We start from the raw sequence: 22329 nt of genomic DNA, 5'->3' as shown, positions 1-22329 counted from the left end.
TCACCTCGTGTTTGATGATGAGTGGGAAGGTTATGAGGCGGTACCGCAGCTAACCTTATATTCATTTTTCTCGACCTTTTTCGAATAGCAGACAGAAGGTGTCATCCCTGTTTCACTTTTCCAAGCCTGCCAGTAAACATCATAAAGCTGGCCATACTCAGGATCTTTGTACTTCGTTTTTTTCAAAATAGCAAAATAGCTTTGGTAAGGGTATCCTTCTTGGTAAATTGATTTCCGGATAGCGCCTTTTTCGGTTGAATTTGTGAAGATCATAGGTGATAGCATTGGAAGAGCAATGATGATGACAATAAATGTCATGAATAAAAAGAGTTTATGTTTTGTTTTCATAGATGTCCTTTCTGCGCAAGATATCATTTGTATAATATGTTAAAAATGACCTTTTGTAAAGAAAGAGAAAACGAGATGAATAGTGGATTTTTTTAAAAATAGACAAGCATCTAATCACGAATGACGTCTCTTACATACGATAGAGTGTAAGTGAAAGACAAATTGAAGGGGTGTTGAGATGAGCCGGAATCGATTAGATGATTTTTTCTTTGGACCTCGCAGAGGAAACCATGGAGAAGATGAAACGGTTGTTTTCCCCACACGTCAAATTGTCAACACAAGAACGAATGAACAAACCATCAGAAAAATTCATCCAACGCATATCACAAACGTCAATAAAAACATCAAAAGAATTGAAAACTACTATCCTGTCACTGAGTCGACTCATAACGAGTATATCGTGAAAGAATACGATTGCGGCAGTGATATCAAAAACCCTTGCTGCCGTCCAGTGAAACGCTGCAAGTGGTAATGAAGGGGGAATCCTTTTATGGGATGCCTTTTTATTTTCAGAAGAAAAATTTTGATCAAAATCTCCTTTCAAGATAAAATTGGAAGTATGAATCTTTCTGTTGGGGGCGATGTTCTGAATATTCGATTGTTAATTCCAGATGATGCTGAAGAATATGCCGCGTTGAGACTAGAAGCACTACGATGACATCCAGAGGGCTTTGCGATGAGTTATGAAGAAGAGCAAATCGGTACAATAGAAAAATACGCAGCTCGTTTTGCTTCGGTACAATTGATGTGGACCTTTGGCGCCTTTGATCAAGGGAAGCTAGTGGGCATGGTCACCCTCATCCAAAAAAACTTACAGAAATTAAAGCACCGAGCGAATGTGGCAGCGATGTATTATGTTACAGCGGGTGCCCGCGGAAAAGGAGTAGGCAAGACCTTGATGACAGAAGTTCTTTCATTCGCCGGAGAACGACACGACATCGAGCAAATGTATTTATCAGTCGTGACGACCAATCACTCAGCCAAACGCCTGTATCGCTCTATTGGATTTGAGTCATACGCGCTTGAAGAAAAAGCACTAAAATGGCCAGATCATACATATGCAGATGAGGAAAAAATGGTTTTATTTTTATCATAGTCTGGAGGAGATAGAAGTGGATCAACAAGCCATGTGCATCACATTAGTAGCAGGACCCAATAGTGAGCTGGAATCTTTTGCACTGCGTGCAGCACTTGAAAACTTCGGCGCGAAAGTCGATATGCATTGGATTGGAAGACCGAATGACCTGATTCATGTGTTATCTGGTAGAAATAGAAGAGAAATAGATTACCTTCTTTTATCGTTTCACGGTGAAGAAGGAGCATTGATCATGCCTGAATTAGGGGAAGATGTATACGAAGATGAGGAGCCTAGAGGCGTTGCTTTTGGAGCGGATGAAATCAAGCAGTATGCTTCATTAAAGGGGATTCACGTCATTTCTACAGGTTGCACACTAGGTGAGAAAAAATTAGCAGATGCCTTCTTAGAAGCAGGTGCCATGTCCTATATAGCGCCGGATGATTACATTGATGGAGATGCGGCATTTATCTTTGTATTGACCTTGCTTTATGAGCGCTTAAACAATACAAAGACGGTCAGAGCGGCTTTTGATCGAGCGAGTTCGATTGATGAAGAAACGAGATTATTTCAACTATATATGCAAAAATAATGATAGGGCTGAGAAATCAAGCCCTTTTTCTATTCCTCTTTTAAAATGTGTCTAAAGTGTGACGATTATGTTTTTTGAAAACTAAATTAGGTTCGCACAAAGTCTATCCTACAAACACACGTCATCAAGGCATGACGCCATCACGAGAGGGGAATTATTGTGTCAATGAAATGGAAAATCAGTCTCGTCCTATGCGGACTTGCAATCATCATCGGAATTGCTGCATTTTATCATAATCAGCAGGCAAGTGGGACGGAGAAGAAGAAGGTAGAACCAGATGCGAGTTATAAAGAAGTTGAGATAGTCACCCTCGTGAATGACGGGAGATACATGAGATATGCTGTCAACTATCCGGTCTTTCATCAAGAAAAGCTAGATCAAGAGATGAAAAGATTTGCAGAAACAGCGCTAGACAAATTCAAAACATCATTTAGCGAAGCGAGCGATGTCGATGAAGAGAATCGATACGAATTAAATATAGATTACGAGATTATTCATTATGCCAAGCAAACTGCTGCGATTAAATTCAATACATATGAATTGAAAGGCGGAGTAAAAGGCGCACATCAAACGAAGATATTCAATTTTGATTTCAAGAAACAGCATTTTTTATCAATAGATGATTTATTTTTATCAAAGAAAGAAGATCTGCAAAAACTGTCTCAAATGACATTTGAGGAGTTAAAGAAAGATCGTTCTCTTGCTGAAAATGAGCATTTACTCAAGCAAGGAACGTCTCCTGCGGCAGAGCATTATCAGTATTTTGCCATCAAGGATCGTTTTATTGAATTCTACTTTCCAGTAGTGCAAATCGGATCAGACAAACAAGGCTCTCAAGTGCTGGCGATTAAAAAAACCCTGCTTAAAGGAATGCTAAAGCCTGAATATATTAATAAAGAAAAGAACAAAAATGAGAAAAAAGAACCGATCCCAAAAAGAAAGATCGTAAAACTGCCAAAACAGTCAGCGTTTAATCCAAATCAAAAAGCCATTGCCCTTACGTTCGATGATGGACCAAATCCATCAACGACCTCAAAAATTTTAACAGCTTTAAAAGAAAACAAAGGACATGCGACATTTTTTGTATTAGGCAGCAGGGTTCAATATTATCCCGATATGCTAAGTAAAATCAGAAAGGGTGGGAATGAAATCGGAAATCATTCCTATAGCCATCCTTTACTCACAAGACTGCCATTAAAACAAGCCGTCAAACAGGTAGAAGAGACCCAGCAAATCATTGAAAAAGCGAGCGGTTTTACACCGACTCACTTTAGACCGCCATATGGAGGAACAAACGGGCAAATCAACGCGGCTGTCAATATGAAAGTCACGCTTTGGGACGTAGATCCTGAAGACTGGAAATATCGCAACAGCCAGTACGTCGCGAGCTACATTCTCACACATGCGTCTAGCGGAGAAACCGTCTTAATGCACGACATCTATGACACCTCGGCAAATGCAGCTGTCACGATTATCAAGGAATTAACCAAACAAGGATATCAATTGTTGACAGTGTCAGAGCTTGAGCAGTGGAAGGAAGCGCGGGCGAAGAAAGGTGAATTGAATACGTAATGATCATGCGAATCTTAGTGGATTCGCATCTTTTTTTAAAGCCAATTATGAAAATAAAGGGAAATGATGTTAAAATGAGTGTGGAAAGGGAGGGCTTCGGATGGTATTGATGAGGTTGATCAGCCTATATATGCTGACAGCGTTTTGTTTGGGTTTTATCGTCAATTATGTACCTGGTTTGATGCTGCCCATCTATATTCTTGCGATGATCGGGCTCATTTTATGTCTCGTTCATATTGCGCTGCATTATATTCGTCGAATCAGATATATGTTGCTTCATGAAAAACGGTAAGAATTGTCTAATTGCTTTCTCTAAAAAACTTCCCTCTAAATGAGAGAAGTTTTTATTTTTTCGGTTTTTGATGTTCTAACAGTTGTATGATTTTCTCGTTTGACTCTTTCATTTGTCTTAATAAAGAAACGATATTCCCAGTAAACCCAATGAGGACAATAAGTAAAATGATGATGATCCACATGCTATGGCCTCCTACCTGCTCACGAATGCTGTTTTGCTTCCTTATCCATTACCTTGTCAAGGATACAGTATAATGAATGTATTGAAATGAACAGTTCGTGCTATTTATTCGACAATTGATGTAAACAGAGAATGATTGGGGAGATTTCTTTGAAACGAGTAGACGTAGTATCAGCTATTATTTATGATGAGGAAGAAAATATGTTAATGGTCAAAAATGTAAAGGGATATTGGGAACTTCCAGGCGGTACTGTAGAAAAAGGTGAACACCTGCAGCAGGCCGTGGTCCGTGAGGTGAAAGAAGAGACAGGGTATGTTTGCAAAGTAAATGAACTTCATTCGGTTCGATAAGTATTCTTTCACGATAAAATGCATCATGCACTCATCGTGACCTTCTTTGCGGAAATCATCGGCGGGCAGATGAACATTCTAGATCCGGATCATGATATTCTAAATTTGAAACCAAGGGTGATCAACCCTTGGTAGATGTATTTATTTCACCTCTGAATTATAAAGGTGGATCTTCAATCATAATTCTTTAACACGATTGCTGAATTATGTCCGCCAAAGCCAAAAGAATTTGATAGTCCATATTTCATTGGAAGATTTCGCGTTTTTGAGACAACATCTAAGTCGCAATCTGGATCTAAATTCTCTACATTAATAGTTGGAGGAATAATTCCTTGTCTCAAACTTTCCACTAAAGCAATTGCTTCTACTCCACCAGCAGCACCAAGCATGTGACCAGTCATTGATTTGTTTGCAGTTGTTGGAATTTTGCGGGAATGTTCACCAAACAATTTCTTAATAGCTAGAATTTCTGAACGATCACCTATTTGTGTACTTGTTGCATGGGCACTAATAACATCAATTTCACCTGTTGATATATTTGCACTTCTCAATGCTTTTTTCATTGCTAAGTAGGCACCCTTACCTTCTGGGTGTGATGCTACCATATGATGAGCATCTGAACTAGCTCCGTATCCCACTACTTCACATAATATCGGCGCATCTCTAAGAATAGCGTTTTCTAATGATTCTAATACTAAAATACCTGCGCCTTCACTCATAACAAAGCCATCTCTATCTGTATCGAACGGACGGCTGGCTCGACTTGGATCTTGGTTTTTTGTAGATAGTGCATGGGCGTTTCCAAAACTAGCCAAAGATAACTGTGTGATTGCAGCTTCTGCTCCACCGGCAAATATAATATCTGCCTCATCATTTCGGATAGCATTGAAAGCCTCACCAATAGAGGTGTTCCCGATTGAACAGGCCGTTACTGGTGATAATGACGGGCCTTGTGCCCCTAATCTAATACTTATTTGAGCCGCAGCTGCATTTGAAATCATCATTGGTACAAGGCTAGGGCTTACTCTTGCGGGACCTCGTTTATTTAATACATTCACATTATCAACAAGTGATTGTATACCTCCGATCCCTGAACCAACGTATACCCCTAAACGTTCAAGATCAACCTTATCTAACTGTAATTGTGATTTTTCTAATGCTTGTTCGGCTGCTGCTAAAGCAAACTGACTAAATCGATCTAAACGTTTGGCTTCTTTCCTCCCAAATATTCCATCTACATCGAAATCACGAACCATTCCAGCTATCTTTGTTTTATAATCAATAGTATCAAAAGAATCAATTAGAGATATTCCCGATTGACCTTTAACTAGTTGATTCCAAAAGCTATTTACATCATTTCCTAGAGGCGAAATAATTCCCATTCCAGTAATGACAACTCTTTTCATAATAATTCCCTCCTTATTTTTTATTAACTTTAACTTTTGTGTTATCCTATTACAAGTTGTTGTTTATCCTAGTATAATTAGCACTATTTAAAAAGGAGATTTTAATGAAACCTGAAACAAGACTTCAAGCTTTATCAGAATTTCTAAAGAATCAACGTTCGAAAATTACTCCTCAAATGGTTGGTTTACCTGTAGGAACCCGCAGAAGAACACCAGGACTAAGAAGAGAGGAAGTGGCTCAACTAGCCGGTGTAAGTCTTACATGGTATACATGGTTAGAACAAGGTAGAGATATAAAAGTGTCTACTTCGGTATTAGATGCTATTTCTCGAGCATTACAATTAAATAACGATGAAAGGAGATATTTGTATGCTCTAGCGTTAGAGGAAGGAGTGAAACAACCCTTTATAAATGAGAAGGAGAAGGAAATCAGTCCGGCTTTAGTGAAAATTTTGCAGGAACTTCGTTATTGTCCAACAATTATATCAGATAGAAGAAGTCAGATTGTTGGGTGGAATCAAGCAGCAGCTAATGTATTTTTGGATTTTGAACAAATCACCCCAGCAGAAAGGAATATAATACGCTTACTATTCGCAAGAAAGGAATTTAAAAGTTTAGCAGTGAATTGGGAGCATTTTGTTAGAGGATATATCGCAATATTTAGAACGTATTATGGACAGTATGTGGCTGATGACTGGTATGAGCAATTTATACAAGAAATGGAACAGGCATATCCTGAGTTTCATAAAATTTGGAATGAAAATGAGATAAGCTCTGCTCCTGAAGTATTAATTGAGTTTCGTCATGCTAAGGTAGGTAAAATGTTGTTTAATCTTACTTCGTTACAAGTGCATGGAGATACTGATTTAAGATGCAGCGTCTATACTCCAGTTGAGAAAACTGAAACTGAGCTTAAGTTAAAACGTTTAATTGAAAGCTAACCATATAAAACATATGATGAATTCTAAATTCTTTACCGATCGTTCTGGAATTTGCTATGCTTGAAACACGTTAGATCTAACTGTTTTGCTACTCAAACGAGAGTGATTATTCTTTATTATTTTAGAATGAGGGAGGGATGAATGCATCAATGATTCTTAGTCCTTTCTCAGAATTAAGAGGTAATACGTTCTAAGGTGGGATTATGTCTAGAAATAAATTTGATAAAAAAGAGCATTAAGAAAACAATGGGGCTTTTCTGGGAACAGGGTTATGAAAAAACATTCATGCAAGACTTGGTGACATATGGGTGTTCATCGCAGAAGTATAATTTTTTACTTATCGTTCTAAAAAGGGTATTATGTAATCATGGTTTGTAATTCATGTGTTTATTTTAGAATGTTCATTCTATAATGGATGATGACTTTTGTTTTTGTTAGTATTGGTTCATGGATTTTTTTAAGGAGAATTAAAATGGCTAGAAGTAAAGAGTTTGACGAAAAAGAAGTATTAAGAAAAGCAATGGAGTTATTTTGGGAACAGGGCTATGAAAAAACATCCATGCAAGATTTGGTGGATCATATGGGGATACACCGTAGGAGTATATATGACACATTTGGCGACAAGCGTTCATTGTTTTTAGCTTCCCTTCATCATTATGAAGAGCTCATCGTTAATGAGATGGAAAGCATAATCAGCAGCACTTCATCCATTAAACAGACGATACGTGATGTTTTTATTTTCGTACTGAATTCCATTAAACAATACCCAAAAGGATGTCTATCAGTAAATGCAGCCATTGAATTATCTTTGTTGGACAAAGAAATTGGGCGCATCGTTACAAAAATGTTTAATCGTACTGAAGATATGTTTAATTCCCTTATAAAACAGGGTCAAACTAATGGAGAGCTATCAAAAGAAATCGATTCTGATAACATATCTCGTTTCTTACACAACAATTTGGTAGGTATAAGAGTACTAATAAAAACTGATTACAGTAAAAAAGAATTAGAAGGCATCATTTCTCTAGCACTTTCAGTGTTGGACTAGCTTTCTTTTTTTACCCTTTTTAGAATGTTCATTCTAAAATAAGCATGAAACAAACCATCATAATGCATAGTTATAAATCGTTTTTTAATTTCTAAGGAGGAACACAAAAATGAGAAATTTTAAAATACCAACAGAATCAGAATTTATTGAAGCAGAAGGAACTCGTTACGCATATAGGAGATTTGGTACAAAAGATGGTATACCAGTAGTATTTCTTGTTCACTTTAGAGGAACGTTGGAAAACTGGGATCCAGACATGCTTGAACCTATTGCAAATAAACGCCCAGTAATCTTATTTGACAATAAAGGGGTTGGTGAGACCGATGGACTAACGCCTACTACAATTGCTGATATGGCAAAAGATACAGCAACATTTATAAAAGCACTTGGATTAGAACAAGTCGACATTCTTGGTTTTTCCATTGGTGGCATGGTTGCACAAGAGCTAGCTTTACAAGAAGGAGATTTAGTAAGAAAAATGATTTTGGCAGGTACTTCACCTGAATCTGGTATTAATCCAAATCCAGAGATTTTTGAAAGAATGAATCGTCACGGCGGAACGGAAGAAGATGGAATAAATGATTTTATGTTCTTTTTCTACGAACAAACCGAAACAAGTAAATCAGCAGGAATAGCTTCACTACAAAGAATTTTTAATCAGAAAAAAGTAAATAGTTCGGAACAAGTAAAAGAGGCACAATTACAAGCTATTGCAAAATGGGCTAAACAAAAATCTAATCATGATTATGAATGGTTACAAAACATCAAACACCCTGTACTTGTTACTAATGGTGTTAATGATGTGATGGTACCGACTAAAAACAGTTATATCTTAGCAGAGAAATTACCCAAAGCACAGCTGATTATATATCCTGATTCTGGTCACGGGCATCTGTTTCAATATCCAGAACTATTTGCAGAACACGTAAATTTATTTCTTGATTCTAATTCTTATTAAAAAGGAGAGTATTCATATGAGCAAATTATTTGAAAAAGTTCGTATCGGAAACATTGAATTAAAAAATCGTATAGGTATGGCTCCGATGACTAGAAATAGAGCTTTACCAGATGGTACGCCGAGCGATTTAGTAGCTGAGTACTATGGTCAGCGTGCTTCAGTCGGTTTAATTATAAGCGAAGGAACCCAACCTTCAGATGATGGGCAAGGTTACACGAATACACCTGGTATTTATACAGAAAATCATATTAGAGGGTGGAAAAAAGTAACTTCTAAAGTTCATAGTGAAGGCGGTCATATTTTTATTCAGCTTATGCATGTAGGACGTGTATCACACCCTGATAACACACCTCACCACCGCCAAGCAGTTGCACCGTCAGCTATTGCACCTGGTGTAGAAATTTTCACGGCAGAAGGAATGAAAGAAATTCCAACACCAAGAGAACTGAGTGAGCTTGAGATAAAAGATGTTATCAATGAGTTTCGTTTAGCAGCACGTTCAGCAATTGAAGCTGGTGCAGACGGAGTTGAAATTCACGGAGCGAATGGTTATCTGATCCAACAATTCCTTAGTGAAAACTCCAATCATCGTCAAGATGCATACGGTGGTACGATTGAGGGGCGTTCTCGATTCGCAATTGAAGTAGCTAAAGCAGTTGTTGATGAAATAGGAGCAGAAAGAACAGGCATCCGTTTTTCTCCTCAAGGAACACTGCAAGGCATTGATGAGGGGGAGAATAGCCTTGAGATGTATCGCTATTTAATAAGTGAATTAAATAAGCTTAACCTTGCTTATCTGCATTTAATGCACTTTGGAAACGAGCAATTCCTAAAAGATGTGCGTCAACTTTGGGACCAAGCACTTCTTGTTAACCGTCCAGGTCGTCCTCTAGATCAACTTTCGTCTGATGTAGATAATAATCTTGCAGATGTTGTCACAGTAGGCACTTGGGTACTAGCTAATCCAGACTTTGTAGAACGGATTCATTCAGGTGCTCCTCTAAACGAACCTGATAAAAACACGCTCTATGCAGGAGGAAAAGAAGGCTATACAGATTATCCTTTCTTAAAATAATTTAATTAATTATGAATATCCCATCTAGGGATATTCATATCTTTTTTTCTTAGATTCTTTATAAATAGATACATGTGCGTTAATTAAAAATGTGAAGGATTGTCATGAAAGTTTTAGCGATTGAAAACTACGGTGAAAAACCAAATTTTTTTAGACTTCCCTAAGCCCAAAATAAATAATGGCGAGGTCTCAGTTGAGATATATGCGGCAAGTATAAATCCTCTTATACAAAAATTACAATTATCGATAACCTACATCCATAGTAACAACTCGCAGTAAGAAACGCTGTAAAACGTTTTAAAGGTTTAATTAAACTAAAAATGGAGGTGTGCTGTAAAATGAAAAAAACTGTTCTTATCACCGGGGTATCGGGTGGAATTGGCAAAGAGTTGGCGGATCGTTTCGCCAAGGGAGGATATAATTTGGTGCTGGTGGCGCGTAGCGAGGGTAAGCTTTTGGAGCTCGCAAAGGAATATAGGAAAAGATATGGCAGTCAAGCGACGGTCATCGCAAAGGATGTGGCTTCACCCGGTGTGCCGAAAGAGATTTTTGCGGAGCTCAAGGAGAAGGGGATCGTCGTCGACTATCTTGTCAATAATGCCGGCTTCGGTTTGTACGGGACGTTCTTGGAGACGCAGTTAGAACAAGAGACGAATATGATTGACGTCAATATCAAGGCTCTGACTGTTATGACGAAACTGTTCTTGCCGGATATGGTCAAACGGGGCCAAGGAGGCGTGATGAATGTGGCTTCGTTGGTGGCTTTCTTCCCAGGACCTATGATGTCGGTTTACTACGCAACGAAGGCGTACGTGCTGTCGTTCACTGAGGCTTTGGAGAACGAACTGAGCGGTACAGGGGTGACTGTGACGGCACTATGTCCGGGACTGACGTCAACCGGCTTTGTTGAACGTTCGGGTATTGGGGAATCGAAGTTGTTCCAGAGTGGTGCTATCATGGAGGCCGGGCAGGTGGCTGAGGAAGGGTACCGAGGCTTCTTACGCGGCAAGACGTTCATAATGCCAGGGGCTCGAAACCGGTTCATGGCATTCCTTCCACGACTGATGCCGCGCAAAATGGTGACCCGTATGGTCAGATCCACACAGCAAAGAACAGGGCATTGACCTAATTGAGGGTGACCAGGGGGGAGTGGCAGTTGATTATGATCTGCCATCTAGCCAAGATCTCGTATTGGAATAAATCGTTCACTAAAAAAGTTACAGAGATTTTTATAAAGACGGAAACCTTCTTATTTGATCTACTGAAACATGGTCAAGAACAAGGAGAAATATTTTTAAGGAGAGAATAATATGAAGTACACAGTTATTACAGGAGCAAGCTCAGGTATCGGATATGAGACAGCATTAGCATTTGCTGCTCGTGGCAAAAACTTAATTATTGCAGCTAGAAGATTAGATAAATTAGAAGAACTTAAATCAACCATTCAGAATCTAAATCCTAGTTTAGATGTTATTATTCGGACAAGTGACCTATCTGTCAAAGATCAGGCATATACACTGTATAACAGTTTAAAGGAGTATCAAATTGAGACTTGGATTAATAATGCTGGTCTTGGTGAAACCTCTTCTGTCATAGATCAGAATTTAGATAAAGTAGAAACCATGTTACGCGTGAACATAGAATCCTTGACAATCCTTTCTACACTATTTGTAAGAGAATATGCTGATGTAGAGGGAACTCAATTAATTAACGTATCCTCAGCACTTGGATATGTAATTGCTGTTGGCAGTGTTGCTTACTCTGCTTCTAAATATTATGTTAGTGCCTTCACCGAAGGGCTTGCAAAAGAACTTGAACTGAAAGGTGCGAAAATGAAGGCAAAAGTTTTAGCACCAGCAATGACGGAAACAGAATTCGCAAAACATGCAAATGATATAAAAGAGTTTGATTACAAAGCAAATCTCCCTATGTACCACACAGCTAAGCAAATGGCAGGTTTTATGATGGAGGTTTATGACAAAGATGAAGCGGTTGGGGTTGTAGATGAAAACTATGAATTTAAGTTGAGAAAGCCGATCTTTCCAATACTAGAAAGCCTTTAAATCTAATTTTCATATATATGGTAACATAATCGTTTAGCGATGGCACCAATGACACGTAGCAGAGCGCAAGAGATAAGTATAACTTATGGCAAATATCAAGGTTCCACAAACAGTTTGGGACTGGGAAGTGACTCTCTATTTTTGTAACAAAAAAAAGGAATGAAAAGTAGTTTTTAAATTGAACCTGCAAAATGGACAGTAATGCTTAAAAAAGGCATACAACTGAAAAATGCTTGACGCATGAATTGCGCTACACTGGCTGACGTGTACTGCATTCGAACGCTATGGGCTGATGAACTCTAACATCTGTTCTACTGATTGAGTGTGGGAACACCAGCTGTAATAATCTCAAGGAAGGATGCTAATGAAAAAATGAAAACACTCATGAAAGCAGCTCAGATCACCAAGTATTCAAAAAATATCCATGCCAAAGTCAATGACATTCCAATTCCAGAAATCGATGAAAACGAAGTCTTGGTAAAGGTCAAAGCTGCGGCAGTCAATCCACTCGAAATGTTAATTATTACAGGCAGCGTGAAACTGATTCAAGATTATGAATTCCCATTAACGCTTGGTAATGAATTGACAGGAGTTATCGAAAAAATCGGAAAAAATGTGACAGAATTTCACGTAGGAGATGCCATCTATACACGTCTTCCCCTTAAAAAAATTGGTGCTTTTGCGGAATATGCCGCAATTGATGCTGCCGCAATTGCACCCATGCCAAAAAATTTGTCTTACGTGGAAGCCGCTGCTGTACCACTGGCTGGACTCACAGCGTATCAAGGTCTACATGAAGAACTTGAGGCACAGTCAGGTAAATCTGTCTTCATTCCAGGTGGATCAGGCAGCTTTGGTCAAATGGCTGTACCAATAGCAAAGGAAATGGGCCTAAATGTCATTGTTAGTGGCAACTCAGAAGCGCGCGAACGCACTTTGGAAATGGGTGCAGACCAATATTTGGATTATGCAATAGAAAACTATGTTGACTTGTTGTCGAATGTGGATTACGTGATTGATACACTGGGACCTAAAGAATTTGACAGTGAATTGAGTATCATCAAACCGGGCGGAAGATTGCTCTCTCTCCGTACAGGACCAAATAAACGTTTCGGGAAATACCTAAATTCCCCATTGTGGAAACGAATATTATTTTCCCTTGCTGGCGCAAATTATGACCGCAAAGCTAAGAAACAAAACGTGGAATATCATTTTATTTTCGTTCGTTCTGACGGCGCACAACTTAAAGAGATTACCAAAATCATTGAAGAAAACAACATTGTTCCAGCAATTCATCCAATACTATTTACTATAGACAACGTAAATGAAGCGCTAGAACTAGTCGCAAATGGACGACCAAAAGGGAAAGTGATTATTAATTTTTAAGGGGAATATGAAGAAAGCAGTCAAAAAATTGAGATCATTTATGTAAAGGATTTTGAAAGGATAGAAAACTTCAGCAAGCCGGAGTTCTGTATCAGTAATTATAAAACATGGAGAACTAGCCATCCAATTTTTCCTATAAAAAAGTTGGATTTAAGACAGGTGGTTACTTTAACAGACATGCCACGACATGGTAATTACTGTCTGTTTATAAAAAACACTATATTTAGACTAGAGATTAAAATTCTTAATCAATAAGATGAAAAATAAAGAACGATCCTTGTTTTGACTTACCATTTTAACCATAATTCACATAAACGTATAGAAACGATGGCAAATGAATATAAGGAGTGTAATGGAATTAAGTTCCATAACCAATGATATGGTTTTATTATGTTGAGTGCTTAGTGGAATGAAAAGAAGCCGGAATTTAGACCGGCTTCTTTGATATTATTTCCCCTTCTCCCGCTTCCGTTTCTCCTTCTCCGCCCGGTAAAATTCATGAAACATCTTCATCAGCGCCCGCTTCTCAATACGGGATACATAGCTCCGCGAAATCCCGAGCTCCTTTGCTATTTCCCGCTGCGTTTTTTCTTTCTTTAAATCAAGACCGAACCGGCCGACGATGACTTCTTTTTCTCGGCCGTCGAGAATGTCGATATACTCCTTTACTTTTTCAAGCTCCATGTTGAGCTGAATGGTATCGATCACATCTTCACTTTCTGATTTTAAGACATCAATTAAAGAAATTTCGTTGCCTTCTTTATCCTGACCGATGGGGTCATGTAAGGAGACATCCTTTTTTGTTTTTTTGAGCGCGCGTAAATGCATCAGAATTTCATTTTCAATACACCGCGCCGCATATGTTGCCAGCTTTGTTCCTTTTCCAGAGGAATAGCTTTCGATGGCTTTAATGAGTCCGATCGTCCCGATGGAGATGAGGTCTTCAGCGTCTTCCCCGGTATTTTCAAATTTCTTGACAATATGGGCGACGAGCCGAAGGTTATGTTCAATCAGCATGTTTCTTGCATGTTCATCGCCCTGTGCCATGAGGGCTAAGTATTTTTTTTCATCATCTCCCGAAAGGGGCTGTGGAAAGGCATTGTTTTTGACATAGGACACTAAGAACACCAATTCTTTGACCATCAATCCCATCGCTGTAAATACTCCTGCCACGATTTTCACCTCCACCATGTTTAGGCCACTGCCTATATCCTCAAATGTATGTGAAGGGGGGATTGTCTGTGTCTGTACGATGAAAAAATCATCTTTTTCGAAAAAAACGGGCTTCTGTTCGTCTGTTTCTGCTGCCTTGCTCATATGTTTGCGGTTTCTTTGCGGTGCTTGGCGGTCAAGAAGCGTGCTAAAATATGTAATATTAGACCGAAAAGGAAGGGGTTTTTTCGGAACATGGGGAAGGTTCTTTCTTCACATGTAGGTATGAAAATTAATGAATGGTATCGAATGATACGGCAGTTCAGTGTTCCAGATGCGGAAATCCTGAAAGCAGAAGTAGAAGCGGAAATTGAACGGATGGAAGAGGACCAGCATTTACTGATTTATTATCAGCTCATGTGTTTTCGGCACCAGATCATGCTTGACTATATACACCCTTCAAAATATCAACCTTTCTCAGTATCTAATCTTGTCGATAAAATCGAAAACTCCAATCATGAGCTATCTGATATGCTGCATTATTACCATGCATTTTTTCGTGGCATGCATGAGTTTAGTCAAAAAGAATATTTAGAAGCCGTCAAATATTACCGAGTGGCAGAAAAACAGCTGTCTATGGTATTTGATGATATTGAGCAGGCTGAGTTTCATTTTAAAGTAGCAGAAGCCTACTATATTATGAAGCAAACGCATGTCTCGATGCATCATATTTTAAAGGCGCTGGAAATATACGATCAGCATGATGCTTATTCAATTCGCATCATTCAGTGCCTGTTTGTGATTTCAGGAAACTATCAAGATTTAAAACGAAAAGACCGGGCACTGCCTCATTTAAAAAAGGCAAAACAGCTCGCATCACAAATCGATCACCCGCGGATATACAGTTCAGCGCTTTATAATTTAGGGAAATGTTATGGGGAACTGGGCTACCTTGAGGAAGCAGAACGCTATTTAACAGAATCGGCTGATATTGCCAGTAAAGAGCAACTTCCCACGCTTCCACATACGCTCTATACGCTGGCAAAACTGCTTTTTAGACAAAATGAACAAGGAGCAGCATGCCGCATATTAGAAGATGGAAAATTAGCTGCAAAGAAGCATGAAGACCAGCTGTTCTGTCATATGTTTGAGTATCTAGATGCTTTATATGTTCAAGAAATGAATGAAGAACAACTGCAAAAAACCATTGATTATTTGGAAAAACTTAGCCTATACTCTTATATAGAGGATATCTCACTAGAAATTGCGACAGCCTTAGAAGCCTCTCAACAATACCAGAAGTCCAACCAGTATTATCAGAAATTATTATGGGCTCAAAATCAAATCCAAGAAGGAGAGTGTCTGTATGAATTCTAAGCAACGTTCGACAGTTGAAGAGAGAAACCAAACGTGAAACAAAAAGCGGGCCTGATGGCCAGCTTTTTTTATGTAAAAAAAGAAGTCAGAGATGCAGTTCGTGACCATGAATGCTGAATGAATCATTAAAAAGCGGGCAATTTAATCTGTAAGAATGTTCTGTGGAGGCGGTCAAATGAGAGGGTTGCATGTCTTGCTGTGTATATTACTGCTATGCACGTTTGTTCCTAATAAAATAGAAGCTCGAACATTAAAAAGAATCGACCTAGAAAAAACAGGACGAGCTTTTTGGGACATGAGACAGGAACGAAAAAAGATTGCACTGACCTTTGATGATGGACCTCATCCAGTGTACACGAATCAAGTCTTAGACGTGCTGAAGGAGCATCAAGTGAATGCCAGCTTTTTTGCTATAGGCAGCCGGATTCATACATATCCAGACATTGCGAAACGAATCGTAGGCGAGGGAAATGAGCTTGGCAACCACACGATGAATCATACGTATTTTGACCTGTTATCTTCAAAGGAGATCAAGCAGGAGCTAAAAGAATCAGCGGCTCATATCGCTTCACTTCAGCCTGGTGGGCCCTTATTATTTCGTCCTCCTGGTGGCCGCTTGACGATGAAATCTTTCCGGATTTTGTCTAAACAAGGATATGATGTGGTCATGTGGTCCTTTACGCAAGATCCGAAGGACTGGTCAAGACCAGGCTCACACAAAATTGCGAGCAGGATTATTGATCACATTCAAGGCGGCGATATTATTCTTTTGCATGATGGTGGGGGAAACCGGAAGCAAACGGTTGAAGCACTGAAACAAGTAATACCTGAATTAAAGGATCGAGGATATGAATTTGTTAAAGTGAGCGAACTACTGCATCATGACAAAGCGTATGTACCAGTTCAACTGCAATAGGAGATTCGTCAAAAACAGTCATTCATTGAAACCAAAAGTCTTGTCGTTTACTATATGAAGAGGGCTTTTGGAGGTGAATGTTGTGAAGAAATATGTTGTCCTTTTCATCCTACTTTGTGTCGCTGCTGGGTGCTCAAAGCCAGAACAAGAAAGTGTCATTGCATTTGGCGACAGCAATACAAAGGGATCAAACTGGGACTTTCGAGATTATCCAACATCTGAAAAATGGGTGAATCTCATGAAAAACGTCGAGCGCGGTCAAATTCAAGTGAAGAACGCAGGAATTGGCGGGCAGACGACTGAAGATGCGAAGCTGCGCTTTGAGCAGGATATTTTAAAGCAGAAACCAACTTACGTCCTCATCATGTTTGGGACGAATGATGCGGCGATTTTAGACGGGAAACATCCCCGAGTGACGAAAAAAAGGTTTAAAGAAAACGTAACCTACTTCATTTCTGAGAGTAGAAAAGCAGGCATTACCCCGATTCTCATGACCTGTGTACCTGTTGTAGAAGGCGGAAAAAAGGGCTTGTATTATTACTCTAGGTATAAGTCATCTTATTTTGCTGAGAGAGGCGGGGCAAGAGCTTGGCAAAATTCCTATAATGATATCACGAGAGAAATAGCCAAGGATCATCAAGTACCGCTTGTCGACAACTGGAAAGCGTTCATCCGAGAAGCAGGCGAAGATAGTGACAATGCGTTGATTCAATCAGGTTTGATCGACCCTTCTGGCAATCATATGACGCCAAAAGGGGCAAGAATCATTTATAACGAAATCAAAGAGCGTGATGTCATCAAACATTTTTAAATGATGGCCATCTGCCTAAACAAGATCATCCATTTAGCATAGTCTAACAGTATATCTTCCTAGAAGGAGGTAACTGATATGTGGGGATGCCCTTATCCTTACCCTGCGTGTTCGCCTTATCCAGCTCAAGGAGCAGGAATCGGTTACGCTTTTCTTGTTGTATTCCTTGTGGTTATTTTGGTCGTAGGTGGAGGGTTATGGTTTTGGAATGAACAGCCTTGCAAATAAGACACCTCTTCTTTACTTGAGAAGGGGTGTTTTTTACGGAAAATAGTAGTAAGCCTATAGCGCAAGTGATATAATATCAGTCACCTGAGTTTAAAAAAGAGAATGCTCGGGAGGCATGGTTCCTGTGATATGGAATTAAGAGGAAACAGAGAGCATATGCCCGAGCGAACGTCTTTTCATTTCTGTCTCAATTAATTCAATGAAGTCGCGATTTAAGTTCATTTCATTTGCTTTATAATACGATTCTATAAGTAAATCATCTGACAGCTTTTTCATACTAGAAACCCATATGATGGGAAAAACACCTCCCCTGAAAAAGTTGGCATAAAACTTGAGGAAAAGACATATCATCATAGGTTGATCGAATGTCTCTGAAGTACCTTTAATCTACCATGAATGGGAAACAAGAACAATCGTTCTGTTATCCACATGGTGAAGTGGATAACTTGTGGGTAGAGTGTTTATAATTGAATGAAAGCGTGATGAAATATAGGTGGATAATGTGTGTAAAATTATCCACAACTGTTGAAGGTCCTCGTCATATGTCGAAAACTTTTTCATTGTATTCGATAGACAGACAAATTGTGATTTGATTCGACACTATCGCTGAAAAACCAATGGAAGAAAGGGTGCAAATTGTGCTAAAGAAGTATTTCTTACCGGATGAATTTGTGAAAAGCATTTTCCACATTTCACCGCAAAAACTAAAAGAACGAAATGTAAAAGGAATTATTACCGATTTAGATAACACACTAGTAGAATGGGATCGTCCAAGTGCGACGCCCCGCTTAATTGAATGGTTTCAAGAAATGAAGGATCACGGGATACAAGTGACGATTGTATCGAACAATAATGAAAAAAGGGTCAAGCTTTTTTCTGAACCAGTTCATATTCCGTTTATTTATAAAGCGAAAAAGCCGATGGGAAGAGCTTTTAATAAGGCCGTCGCTGATATGCAATTGAAAAAAGAAGATGTGGTTGTCATTGGGGATCAGCTCATGACCGATGTTCTAGGCGGGAATCGTCACGGCTTCCATACGATTTTGGTCGTCCCTGTTGCTGCCTCAGACGGATTTATCACTAAGTTTAACAGGCAGATTGAACGCAGAATTTTAGGAGCCTTAAAGCGTAAGGGCCACATTCAGTGGGAGGAAGAGTAATAATGGAAAAGGTTGTTTGTATTGGCTGCGGTGTAGCCATTCAGACGGAAGATAAAGATCAATTAGGATATGCGCCGGCAGCATCTCTATTGAAAGAAGATGTGATCTGTCAGCGCTGTTTTAGGTTAAAGAACTACAATGAAATACAAGATGTTTCTTTAACAGAAGACGACTTTTTAAATATATTGCACAGTATCGGAGAGACAGATTCTCTGATTGTCAAGGTCGTTGATATTTTTGACTTTAACGGAAGCTGGATTAATGGGCTGAGTCGTATTGTCGGTGGTAACCCGATTTTACTCGTCGGCAACAAAGTAGATATTTTACCGAAATCCGTGAAAAAAGATCGTTTAATTCATTGGATGAAACGGGAAGCGAAAGAAAACGGATTGAACCCGATCGATGTTTTCTTAATCAGTGCAAGCAGAGGTCAGGGCGTACCTGAGGTGATGGAAGCGATCGATCATTACCGCGAAGGAAGAAATGTCTATGTCGTCGGCTGTACGAATGTTGGGAAATCCACATTTATCAATCGAATCATCAAAGAAGTATCTGGTAAAGAGAACGTGATCACCACATCCCAATATCCAGGTACAACACTTGATGCCATTGAGATCCCGCTTGATGACGGATCTGCTCTATTTGATACGCCGGGCATTATCAACCGTCATCAAATGGCGCACTATGTCAGTAAAAATGACTTGAAGATCTTAACGCCGAAAAAAGAATTGAAACCGAGAACGTTCCAATTAAATGAAGCTCAAACGCTTTATTTTGGCGGGCTTGCTCGATTTGATTATGTAAAAGGCGGCAGAACGTCATTTGTCTGCTATATGCCAAATGAGCTGAACATACACAGAACAAAGTTAGAGAACGCAGATGATTTATATGAAAAACATGCCGGTGAACTGCTATCACCGCCATCAAAAGAGGGGATGGAAGATTTTCCTCCACTCGTTCCACATACCTTTACCATTGATCAGCCGAAAATGGATATCGTCTTCTCAGGCTTAGGGTGGATCACGGCAAATGATGCAGGTAAGCAAATCAAAGTCTATGCGCCAAAAGGCGTGCATGTGTTTATGAGACGTTCGTTAATTTAAATGTTCAGAGGGGGAGAGACCTTGAAACCTTTATACGGAGTAATCGGTAACCCTGTTGGCCATTCAATGTCTCCGGATATTCATAATGCAGCATTAAAGGATGCTGGAATTGATGGACATTATCATGGCTTTCAAGTAGAAAATGATGACCTGAAAGATGCCATTAGCGGTATGAAAGCCTTAGGAATCAGCGGCTTTAACGTCACTGTTCCGCACAAGGTAGACATCATGCAGTACCTGGACAAAATTGATGTGACAGCTGAACGCCTGCGTGCAGTCAATACGGTGCGGCTCGAAGGAGGTCAGCTCGTCGGGTACAACACAGATGGGGAGGGCTTTCTTCATTCATTGCTTGAAGCCTTGGATCAGCCTTTATCAGAGCTGTCATTTCTAATGATTGGTGCTGGCGGAGCGGCAAATGCGATTTATACGACAATCGCTGACTATGCACCGAAAAGCTTTGATATCACCAATCGTACCATTGAAAAAGCGGAGGCTTTAATTGAAAGTGCAAATGGGAACTTCACTTCTAGTGCCATTACATTAAAGACGGCGGAAGAGCAGCTTGGGGAATATGATGTCATCATCCATACAACCTCAATTGGTATGCACCCGAATGTTGAAGAAACCCCGATTTCTTTAGTAAACGCAAAAAAAAACAGCGGTTGTTTGTGATATTGTGTATAATCCAATAGAAACAAAACTGCTCAGAGAAGCAGCCGGGTTAGGTTTGAAAACAGTAGATGGTGTCGGCATGTTTGTTGGACAAGCAGCTAGAGCCTTTGAACTGTGGACAGGCATCACGCCTGACGCAAGAAAAATGAAGTCAATTGTGATACAGAAATTAGGAGGAACACCATGTTAAAAGGGAAACAAAAACGTTTTTTACGTGCAAAAGCACATCATTTATCACCTATTTTTCAAGTAGGAAAAGGCGGGGTAAATGACAATATGATCAAGCAAATTTCCGAGGCGCTTGAAGTAAGAGAATTGTTAAAGGTCAGCATATTACAAAACTGCGACGAGGACAAAACGGAAGTTGCGAAAGCACTTGTCAAAGGTGCAAAAGCTGAACTTGTTCAAACGATCGGAAATGTGATTGTCCTTTATAAAGAATCAAAGGAAAATAAACAAATTAAGCTGCCGTAAAGGTGGATGTGATATGAAAAAAATAGGGTTGTTTGGCGGTACGTTTGATCCTCCTCATAATGGGCATTTGCTGATGGCAAATGAAGTGCGTTTTCAAGTAGGGCTTGATGAAATTTGGTTTATCCCAAATCACAAGCCTCCTCATAAAACAGACCGGAAGCGAGCAGATAGTCGTCACCGGGTGAAAATGGTGGATGCGGCGATCCAGTCAAATCCACATTTTCGATTGGAGCTCATTGAAATGGAGCGAGAGGGTCCATCTTATACAGTAGATACGGTGGAGCTTTTAAAGAAGCATCATCCTGAAGATGAGTTCTTTTTTATGATTGGAGCGGACATGGTCGAGTATTTGCCAAAATGGCATCGGATAGATGATTTGCTTCAGATGATTACTTTTATTGGGATGAAAAGACCGGGTTATACCCGAAATACGACATATCCTCTTTTATTTGCAGATGTTCCAGCTTTTGATGTATCATCGACATTGATTAGGCAGCGAATCATGCAGGAAAAACCTGTCGATTATTTGATACCGAAAGCTGTTGAGCGTTATATAAAGGAGCATCACTTATATGAATCGTGAAGAAGCATTAAGCTGTGTCAAAGAGCAGTTAACAGAGCATAGATATACACATACACTCGGGGTTATGGAGACAGCTATTTCTTTAGCGGAACGGTTCGGTGCAGATGTGAAAAAAGCAGAGATCGCCGCTATTTTTCATGATTATGCGAAATTTAGACCAAAGGATGAAATGAAGGGGATTATCCAGCAGGAACAGATGAACCCTCTATTGCTGGAATATTCGCCCGAGCTTTGGCATGCCCCGGTTGGTGCCTATTTGGTTAAAAAGGAAGCAGCTATTAACGACCAAGATATTTTAACGGCCATTGAATTTCATACATCAGGCAGACCAAACATGACATTACTTGAAAAGGTCATTTATGTCGCTGATTATATCGAACCAGGACGTCATTTCCCTGGTGTTGAAGAAGTAAGAGAGTTAGCAGAGCAAGATTTAGATAGCGCACTGATTCAGTCACTAAAAAACACGATCAGCTTTTTATTGAAAAAGAACCAGCCAGTCTATCCAGATACGCTTGCGACTTACAACTCACTTGTGCATAAGAACAATTAAGGAGGAA

General features: G+C 39.5%; 27 protein-coding genes and 2 pseudogenes. 24 read left to right on the top strand and 5 right to left on the bottom strand.

The window, feature by feature from the left end:
- Positions 1-30: 30 nt before the first annotated feature.
- Positions 31-348: a hypothetical protein gene (locus tag CKW02_RS11975; protein ID WP_003216459.1), complete on the bottom strand. Its 318-nt coding sequence runs from the start codon at positions 346-348 to the stop codon at positions 31-33.
- Between the two features lie 178 nt (positions 349-526).
- Between CKW02_RS11975 and CKW02_RS11970 the strand changes: the two genes are divergently transcribed.
- The 6 genes from CKW02_RS11970 to CKW02_RS11950 all read left to right on the top strand — a co-directional run bounded on the left by CKW02_RS11970 (position 527) and on the right by CKW02_RS11950 (position 3879).
- Positions 527-820 carry a CotD family spore coat protein gene (locus CKW02_RS11970; RefSeq protein WP_003216648.1) on the top strand — a complete coding sequence of 98 codons (294 nt, stop codon included), beginning with the start codon at positions 527-529 and terminating at the stop codon, positions 818-820.
- Between the two features lie 18 nt (positions 821-838).
- The gene (locus tag CKW02_RS20480; RefSeq protein ID WP_003216715.1) at positions 839-1006 is read left to right on the top strand and encodes a hypothetical protein; all 168 of its coding nucleotides are present in this window, start codon (positions 839-841) and stop codon (positions 1004-1006) included.
- A gap of 18 nt (positions 1007-1024) precedes the next feature.
- Complete coding sequence (locus CKW02_RS11965; RefSeq protein ID WP_003216343.1) at positions 1025-1444, top strand: GNAT family N-acetyltransferase; 420 nt, start codon at positions 1025-1027, stop codon at positions 1442-1444.
- 31 nt (positions 1445-1475) lie between these two features.
- The gene (locus CKW02_RS11960; protein ID WP_095117944.1) at positions 1476-2015 is read left to right on the top strand and encodes a delta-aminolevulinic acid dehydratase; all 540 of its coding nucleotides are present in this window, start codon (positions 1476-1478) and stop codon (positions 2013-2015) included.
- A 159-nt stretch (positions 2016-2174) separates the two neighbouring features.
- Positions 2175-3587 carry a polysaccharide deacetylase family protein gene (locus tag CKW02_RS11955; protein WP_034620852.1) on the top strand — a complete coding sequence of 471 codons (1413 nt, stop codon included), beginning with the start codon at positions 2175-2177 and terminating at the stop codon, positions 3585-3587.
- Between the two features lie 100 nt (positions 3588-3687).
- On the top strand, positions 3688-3879 hold the full coding sequence (locus CKW02_RS11950) for a hypothetical protein (protein ID WP_003217441.1): 192 nt from the start codon (positions 3688-3690) through the stop codon (positions 3877-3879).
- 52 nt (positions 3880-3931) lie between these two features.
- On the opposite strand, the gene CKW02_RS20610 is transcribed toward CKW02_RS11950, so the two are convergent.
- The gene (locus tag CKW02_RS20610; RefSeq protein ID WP_003217310.1) at positions 3932-4063 is read right to left on the bottom strand and encodes a hypothetical protein; all 132 of its coding nucleotides are present in this window, start codon (positions 4061-4063) and stop codon (positions 3932-3934) included.
- A gap of 149 nt (positions 4064-4212) precedes the next feature.
- Here CKW02_RS20610 and CKW02_RS20475 point away from each other — a divergent pair, with 149 nt between their 5' ends.
- Positions 4213-4413, top strand: a complete 201-nt coding sequence (locus CKW02_RS20475) for an NUDIX hydrolase (protein ID WP_003217377.1) — start codon at positions 4213-4215, stop codon at positions 4411-4413.
- 173 nt (positions 4414-4586) lie between these two features.
- Here CKW02_RS20475 and fabF read toward each other — a convergent pair whose 3' ends face one another.
- Positions 4587-5819, bottom strand: coding sequence for a beta-ketoacyl-ACP synthase II (gene fabF / locus CKW02_RS11940; protein ID WP_003217365.1), 1233 nt, complete (start codon positions 5817-5819; stop codon positions 4587-4589).
- 104 nt (positions 5820-5923) lie between these two features.
- Between fabF and CKW02_RS11935 the strand changes: the two genes are divergently transcribed.
- From CKW02_RS11935 to CKW02_RS11905, 8 genes and pseudogenes are all read left to right on the top strand, one after another.
- Positions 5924-6760, top strand: coding sequence for a helix-turn-helix transcriptional regulator (locus tag CKW02_RS11935; protein ID WP_003217523.1), 837 nt, complete (start codon positions 5924-5926; stop codon positions 6758-6760).
- A gap of 203 nt (positions 6761-6963) precedes the next feature.
- Positions 6964-7088: pseudogene (locus CKW02_RS20470) on the top strand (TetR/AcrR family transcriptional regulator); the annotation flags it as partial.
- A 144-nt stretch (positions 7089-7232) separates the two neighbouring features.
- Positions 7233-7808 carry a TetR/AcrR family transcriptional regulator gene (locus CKW02_RS11930; protein ID WP_003217451.1) on the top strand — a complete coding sequence of 192 codons (576 nt, stop codon included), beginning with the start codon at positions 7233-7235 and terminating at the stop codon, positions 7806-7808.
- A 109-nt stretch (positions 7809-7917) separates the two neighbouring features.
- Positions 7918-8766, top strand: coding sequence for an alpha/beta fold hydrolase (locus CKW02_RS11925; RefSeq protein ID WP_003217483.1), 849 nt, complete (start codon positions 7918-7920; stop codon positions 8764-8766).
- Positions 8767-8782: 16 nt separating this feature from the next.
- On the top strand, positions 8783-9841 hold the full coding sequence (locus tag CKW02_RS11920; RefSeq protein WP_003217428.1) for an alkene reductase: 1059 nt from the start codon (positions 8783-8785) through the stop codon (positions 9839-9841).
- 338 nt (positions 9842-10179) lie between these two features.
- Positions 10180-10965: an SDR family NAD(P)-dependent oxidoreductase gene (locus CKW02_RS11915; protein ID WP_003217300.1), complete on the top strand. Its 786-nt coding sequence runs from the start codon at positions 10180-10182 to the stop codon at positions 10963-10965.
- Between the two features lie 186 nt (positions 10966-11151).
- The gene (locus CKW02_RS11910) at positions 11152-11904 is read left to right on the top strand and encodes an SDR family NAD(P)-dependent oxidoreductase (RefSeq protein ID WP_003217405.1); all 753 of its coding nucleotides are present in this window, start codon (positions 11152-11154) and stop codon (positions 11902-11904) included.
- Positions 11905-12276: 372 nt separating this feature from the next.
- On the top strand, positions 12277-13290 hold the full coding sequence (locus tag CKW02_RS11905; RefSeq protein ID WP_003217281.1) for an NADP-dependent oxidoreductase: 1014 nt from the start codon (positions 12277-12279) through the stop codon (positions 13288-13290).
- Between the two features lie 447 nt (positions 13291-13737).
- Here the strand turns inward: CKW02_RS11905 and sigK are convergent, their stop codons facing one another.
- Positions 13738-14463 (bottom strand): RNA polymerase sporulation sigma factor SigK, encoded by a 726-nt coding sequence (gene sigK / locus CKW02_RS11900; protein ID WP_034620857.1) that lies wholly within the window; start codon positions 14461-14463, stop codon positions 13738-13740.
- A 234-nt stretch (positions 14464-14697) separates the two neighbouring features.
- Here sigK and CKW02_RS11895 point away from each other — a divergent pair, with 234 nt between their 5' ends.
- The 3 genes from CKW02_RS11895 to CKW02_RS11885 all read left to right on the top strand — a co-directional run bounded on the left by CKW02_RS11895 (position 14698) and on the right by CKW02_RS11885 (position 17546).
- Positions 14698-15819 carry a Rap family tetratricopeptide repeat protein gene (locus CKW02_RS11895; protein WP_003217469.1) on the top strand — a complete coding sequence of 374 codons (1122 nt, stop codon included), beginning with the start codon at positions 14698-14700 and terminating at the stop codon, positions 15817-15819.
- 175 nt (positions 15820-15994) lie between these two features.
- Entirely contained in the window at positions 15995-16735 is a 741-nt protein-coding gene (locus CKW02_RS11890) for a polysaccharide deacetylase family protein (RefSeq protein ID WP_003217495.1), read from the top strand.
- A gap of 82 nt (positions 16736-16817) precedes the next feature.
- Entirely contained in the window at positions 16818-17546 is a 729-nt protein-coding gene (locus CKW02_RS11885; protein ID WP_223251261.1) for an SGNH/GDSL hydrolase family protein, read from the top strand.
- Between the two features lie 363 nt (positions 17547-17909).
- Here the strand turns inward: CKW02_RS11885 and CKW02_RS11880 are convergent, their stop codons facing one another.
- Positions 17910-18050, bottom strand: a complete 141-nt coding sequence (locus CKW02_RS11880; RefSeq protein WP_003217327.1) for a sporulation histidine kinase inhibitor Sda — start codon at positions 18048-18050, stop codon at positions 17910-17912.
- A gap of 362 nt (positions 18051-18412) precedes the next feature.
- Between CKW02_RS11880 and CKW02_RS11875 the strand changes: the two genes are divergently transcribed.
- The 6 genes and pseudogenes from CKW02_RS11875 (at position 18413) to yqeK (ending at position 22322) form a co-directional block, all read left to right on the top strand.
- On the top strand, positions 18413-18934 hold the full coding sequence (locus CKW02_RS11875) for a YqeG family HAD IIIA-type phosphatase (RefSeq protein ID WP_034620856.1): 522 nt from the start codon (positions 18413-18415) through the stop codon (positions 18932-18934).
- A gap of 2 nt (positions 18935-18936) precedes the next feature.
- The gene (yqeH, locus tag CKW02_RS11870) at positions 18937-20037 is read left to right on the top strand and encodes a ribosome biogenesis GTPase YqeH (protein ID WP_003217494.1); all 1101 of its coding nucleotides are present in this window, start codon (positions 18937-18939) and stop codon (positions 20035-20037) included.
- A 21-nt stretch (positions 20038-20058) separates the two neighbouring features.
- Positions 20059-20902 (top strand): annotated as a pseudogene (gene aroE / locus CKW02_RS11865) (shikimate dehydrogenase).
- Positions 20896-21186, top strand: coding sequence for a ribosome assembly RNA-binding protein YhbY (gene yhbY / locus CKW02_RS11860; RefSeq protein ID WP_003217501.1), 291 nt, complete (start codon positions 20896-20898; stop codon positions 21184-21186). Before aroE ends, yhbY begins: the two are co-directional and overlap by 7 nt.
- A 13-nt stretch (positions 21187-21199) precedes the next feature.
- Positions 21200-21769: a nicotinate-nucleotide adenylyltransferase gene (locus CKW02_RS11855; protein WP_003217492.1), complete on the top strand. Its 570-nt coding sequence runs from the start codon at positions 21200-21202 to the stop codon at positions 21767-21769.
- Positions 21759-22322: a bis(5'-nucleosyl)-tetraphosphatase (symmetrical) YqeK gene (gene yqeK, locus CKW02_RS11850; protein WP_003217386.1), complete on the top strand. Its 564-nt coding sequence runs from the start codon at positions 21759-21761 to the stop codon at positions 22320-22322. The genes CKW02_RS11855 and yqeK overlap by 11 nt, the downstream gene beginning before the upstream one ends.
- The last annotated feature ends 7 nt before the right edge of the window (positions 22323-22329 follow it).

It is taken from the genome of Bacillus pumilus (assembly GCF_900186955.1).
Taxonomy (GTDB): domain Bacteria; phylum Bacillota; class Bacilli; order Bacillales; family Bacillaceae; genus Bacillus; species Bacillus pumilus.
The sequence above is the reverse complement of the archived record's forward strand: the minus strand, read 5'-3'. Positions and strand labels throughout refer to the sequence as shown.

Excerpts from the sequence above, each read along its gene's own strand:
- CKW02_RS11925 (WP_003217483.1), top strand. The coding sequence starts at position 7,918 with ATGAGAAATTTTAAAATACCAACAGAATCAGAATTTATTGAAGCAGAA.
- CKW02_RS11950 (WP_003217441.1), top strand. The coding sequence starts at position 3,688 with ATGGTATTGATGAGGTTGATCAGCCTATATATGCTGACAGCGTTTTGT.
- yqeH (WP_003217494.1), top strand. The coding sequence starts at position 18,937 with ATGGAAAAGGTTGTTTGTATTGGCTGCGGTGTAGCCATTCAGACGGAA.
- yqeK (WP_003217386.1), top strand. The coding sequence starts at position 21,759 with ATGAATCGTGAAGAAGCATTAAGCTGTGTCAAAGAGCAGTTAACAGAG.
- CKW02_RS11890 (WP_003217495.1), top strand. The coding sequence starts at position 15,995 with ATGAGAGGGTTGCATGTCTTGCTGTGTATATTACTGCTATGCACGTTT.
- CKW02_RS11975 (WP_003216459.1), bottom strand. The coding sequence starts at position 348 with ATGAAAACAAAACATAAACTCTTTTTATTCATGACATTTATTGTCATC.
- CKW02_RS11960 (WP_095117944.1), top strand. The coding sequence starts at position 1,476 with ATGTGCATCACATTAGTAGCAGGACCCAATAGTGAGCTGGAATCTTTT.
- CKW02_RS11880 (WP_003217327.1), bottom strand. The coding sequence starts at position 18,050 with ATGAAAAAGCTGTCAGATGATTTACTTATAGAATCGTATTATAAAGCA.
- CKW02_RS20480 (WP_003216715.1), top strand. The coding sequence starts at position 839 with ATGGGATGCCTTTTTATTTTCAGAAGAAAAATTTTGATCAAAATCTCC.
- CKW02_RS11910 (WP_003217405.1), top strand. The coding sequence starts at position 11,152 with ATGAAGTACACAGTTATTACAGGAGCAAGCTCAGGTATCGGATATGAG.
- fabF (WP_003217365.1), bottom strand. The coding sequence starts at position 5,819 with ATGAAAAGAGTTGTCATTACTGGAATGGGAATTATTTCGCCTCTAGGA.
- CKW02_RS11895 (WP_003217469.1), top strand. The coding sequence starts at position 14,698 with ATGGGGAAGGTTCTTTCTTCACATGTAGGTATGAAAATTAATGAATGG.
- CKW02_RS20610 (WP_003217310.1), bottom strand. The coding sequence starts at position 4,063 with ATGTGGATCATCATCATTTTACTTATTGTCCTCATTGGGTTTACTGGG.
- CKW02_RS11920 (WP_003217428.1), top strand. The coding sequence starts at position 8,783 with ATGAGCAAATTATTTGAAAAAGTTCGTATCGGAAACATTGAATTAAAA.
- CKW02_RS11965 (WP_003216343.1), top strand. The coding sequence starts at position 1,025 with ATGAGTTATGAAGAAGAGCAAATCGGTACAATAGAAAAATACGCAGCT.
- CKW02_RS11970 (WP_003216648.1), top strand. The coding sequence starts at position 527 with ATGAGCCGGAATCGATTAGATGATTTTTTCTTTGGACCTCGCAGAGGA.
- CKW02_RS11935 (WP_003217523.1), top strand. The coding sequence starts at position 5,924 with ATGAAACCTGAAACAAGACTTCAAGCTTTATCAGAATTTCTAAAGAAT.
- yhbY (WP_003217501.1), top strand. The coding sequence starts at position 20,896 with ATGTTAAAAGGGAAACAAAAACGTTTTTTACGTGCAAAAGCACATCAT.
- CKW02_RS11915 (WP_003217300.1), top strand. The coding sequence starts at position 10,180 with ATGAAAAAAACTGTTCTTATCACCGGGGTATCGGGTGGAATTGGCAAA.
- CKW02_RS11905 (WP_003217281.1), top strand. The coding sequence starts at position 12,277 with ATGAAAACACTCATGAAAGCAGCTCAGATCACCAAGTATTCAAAAAAT.
- CKW02_RS11930 (WP_003217451.1), top strand. The coding sequence starts at position 7,233 with ATGGCTAGAAGTAAAGAGTTTGACGAAAAAGAAGTATTAAGAAAAGCA.
- CKW02_RS11855 (WP_003217492.1), top strand. The coding sequence starts at position 21,200 with ATGAAAAAAATAGGGTTGTTTGGCGGTACGTTTGATCCTCCTCATAAT.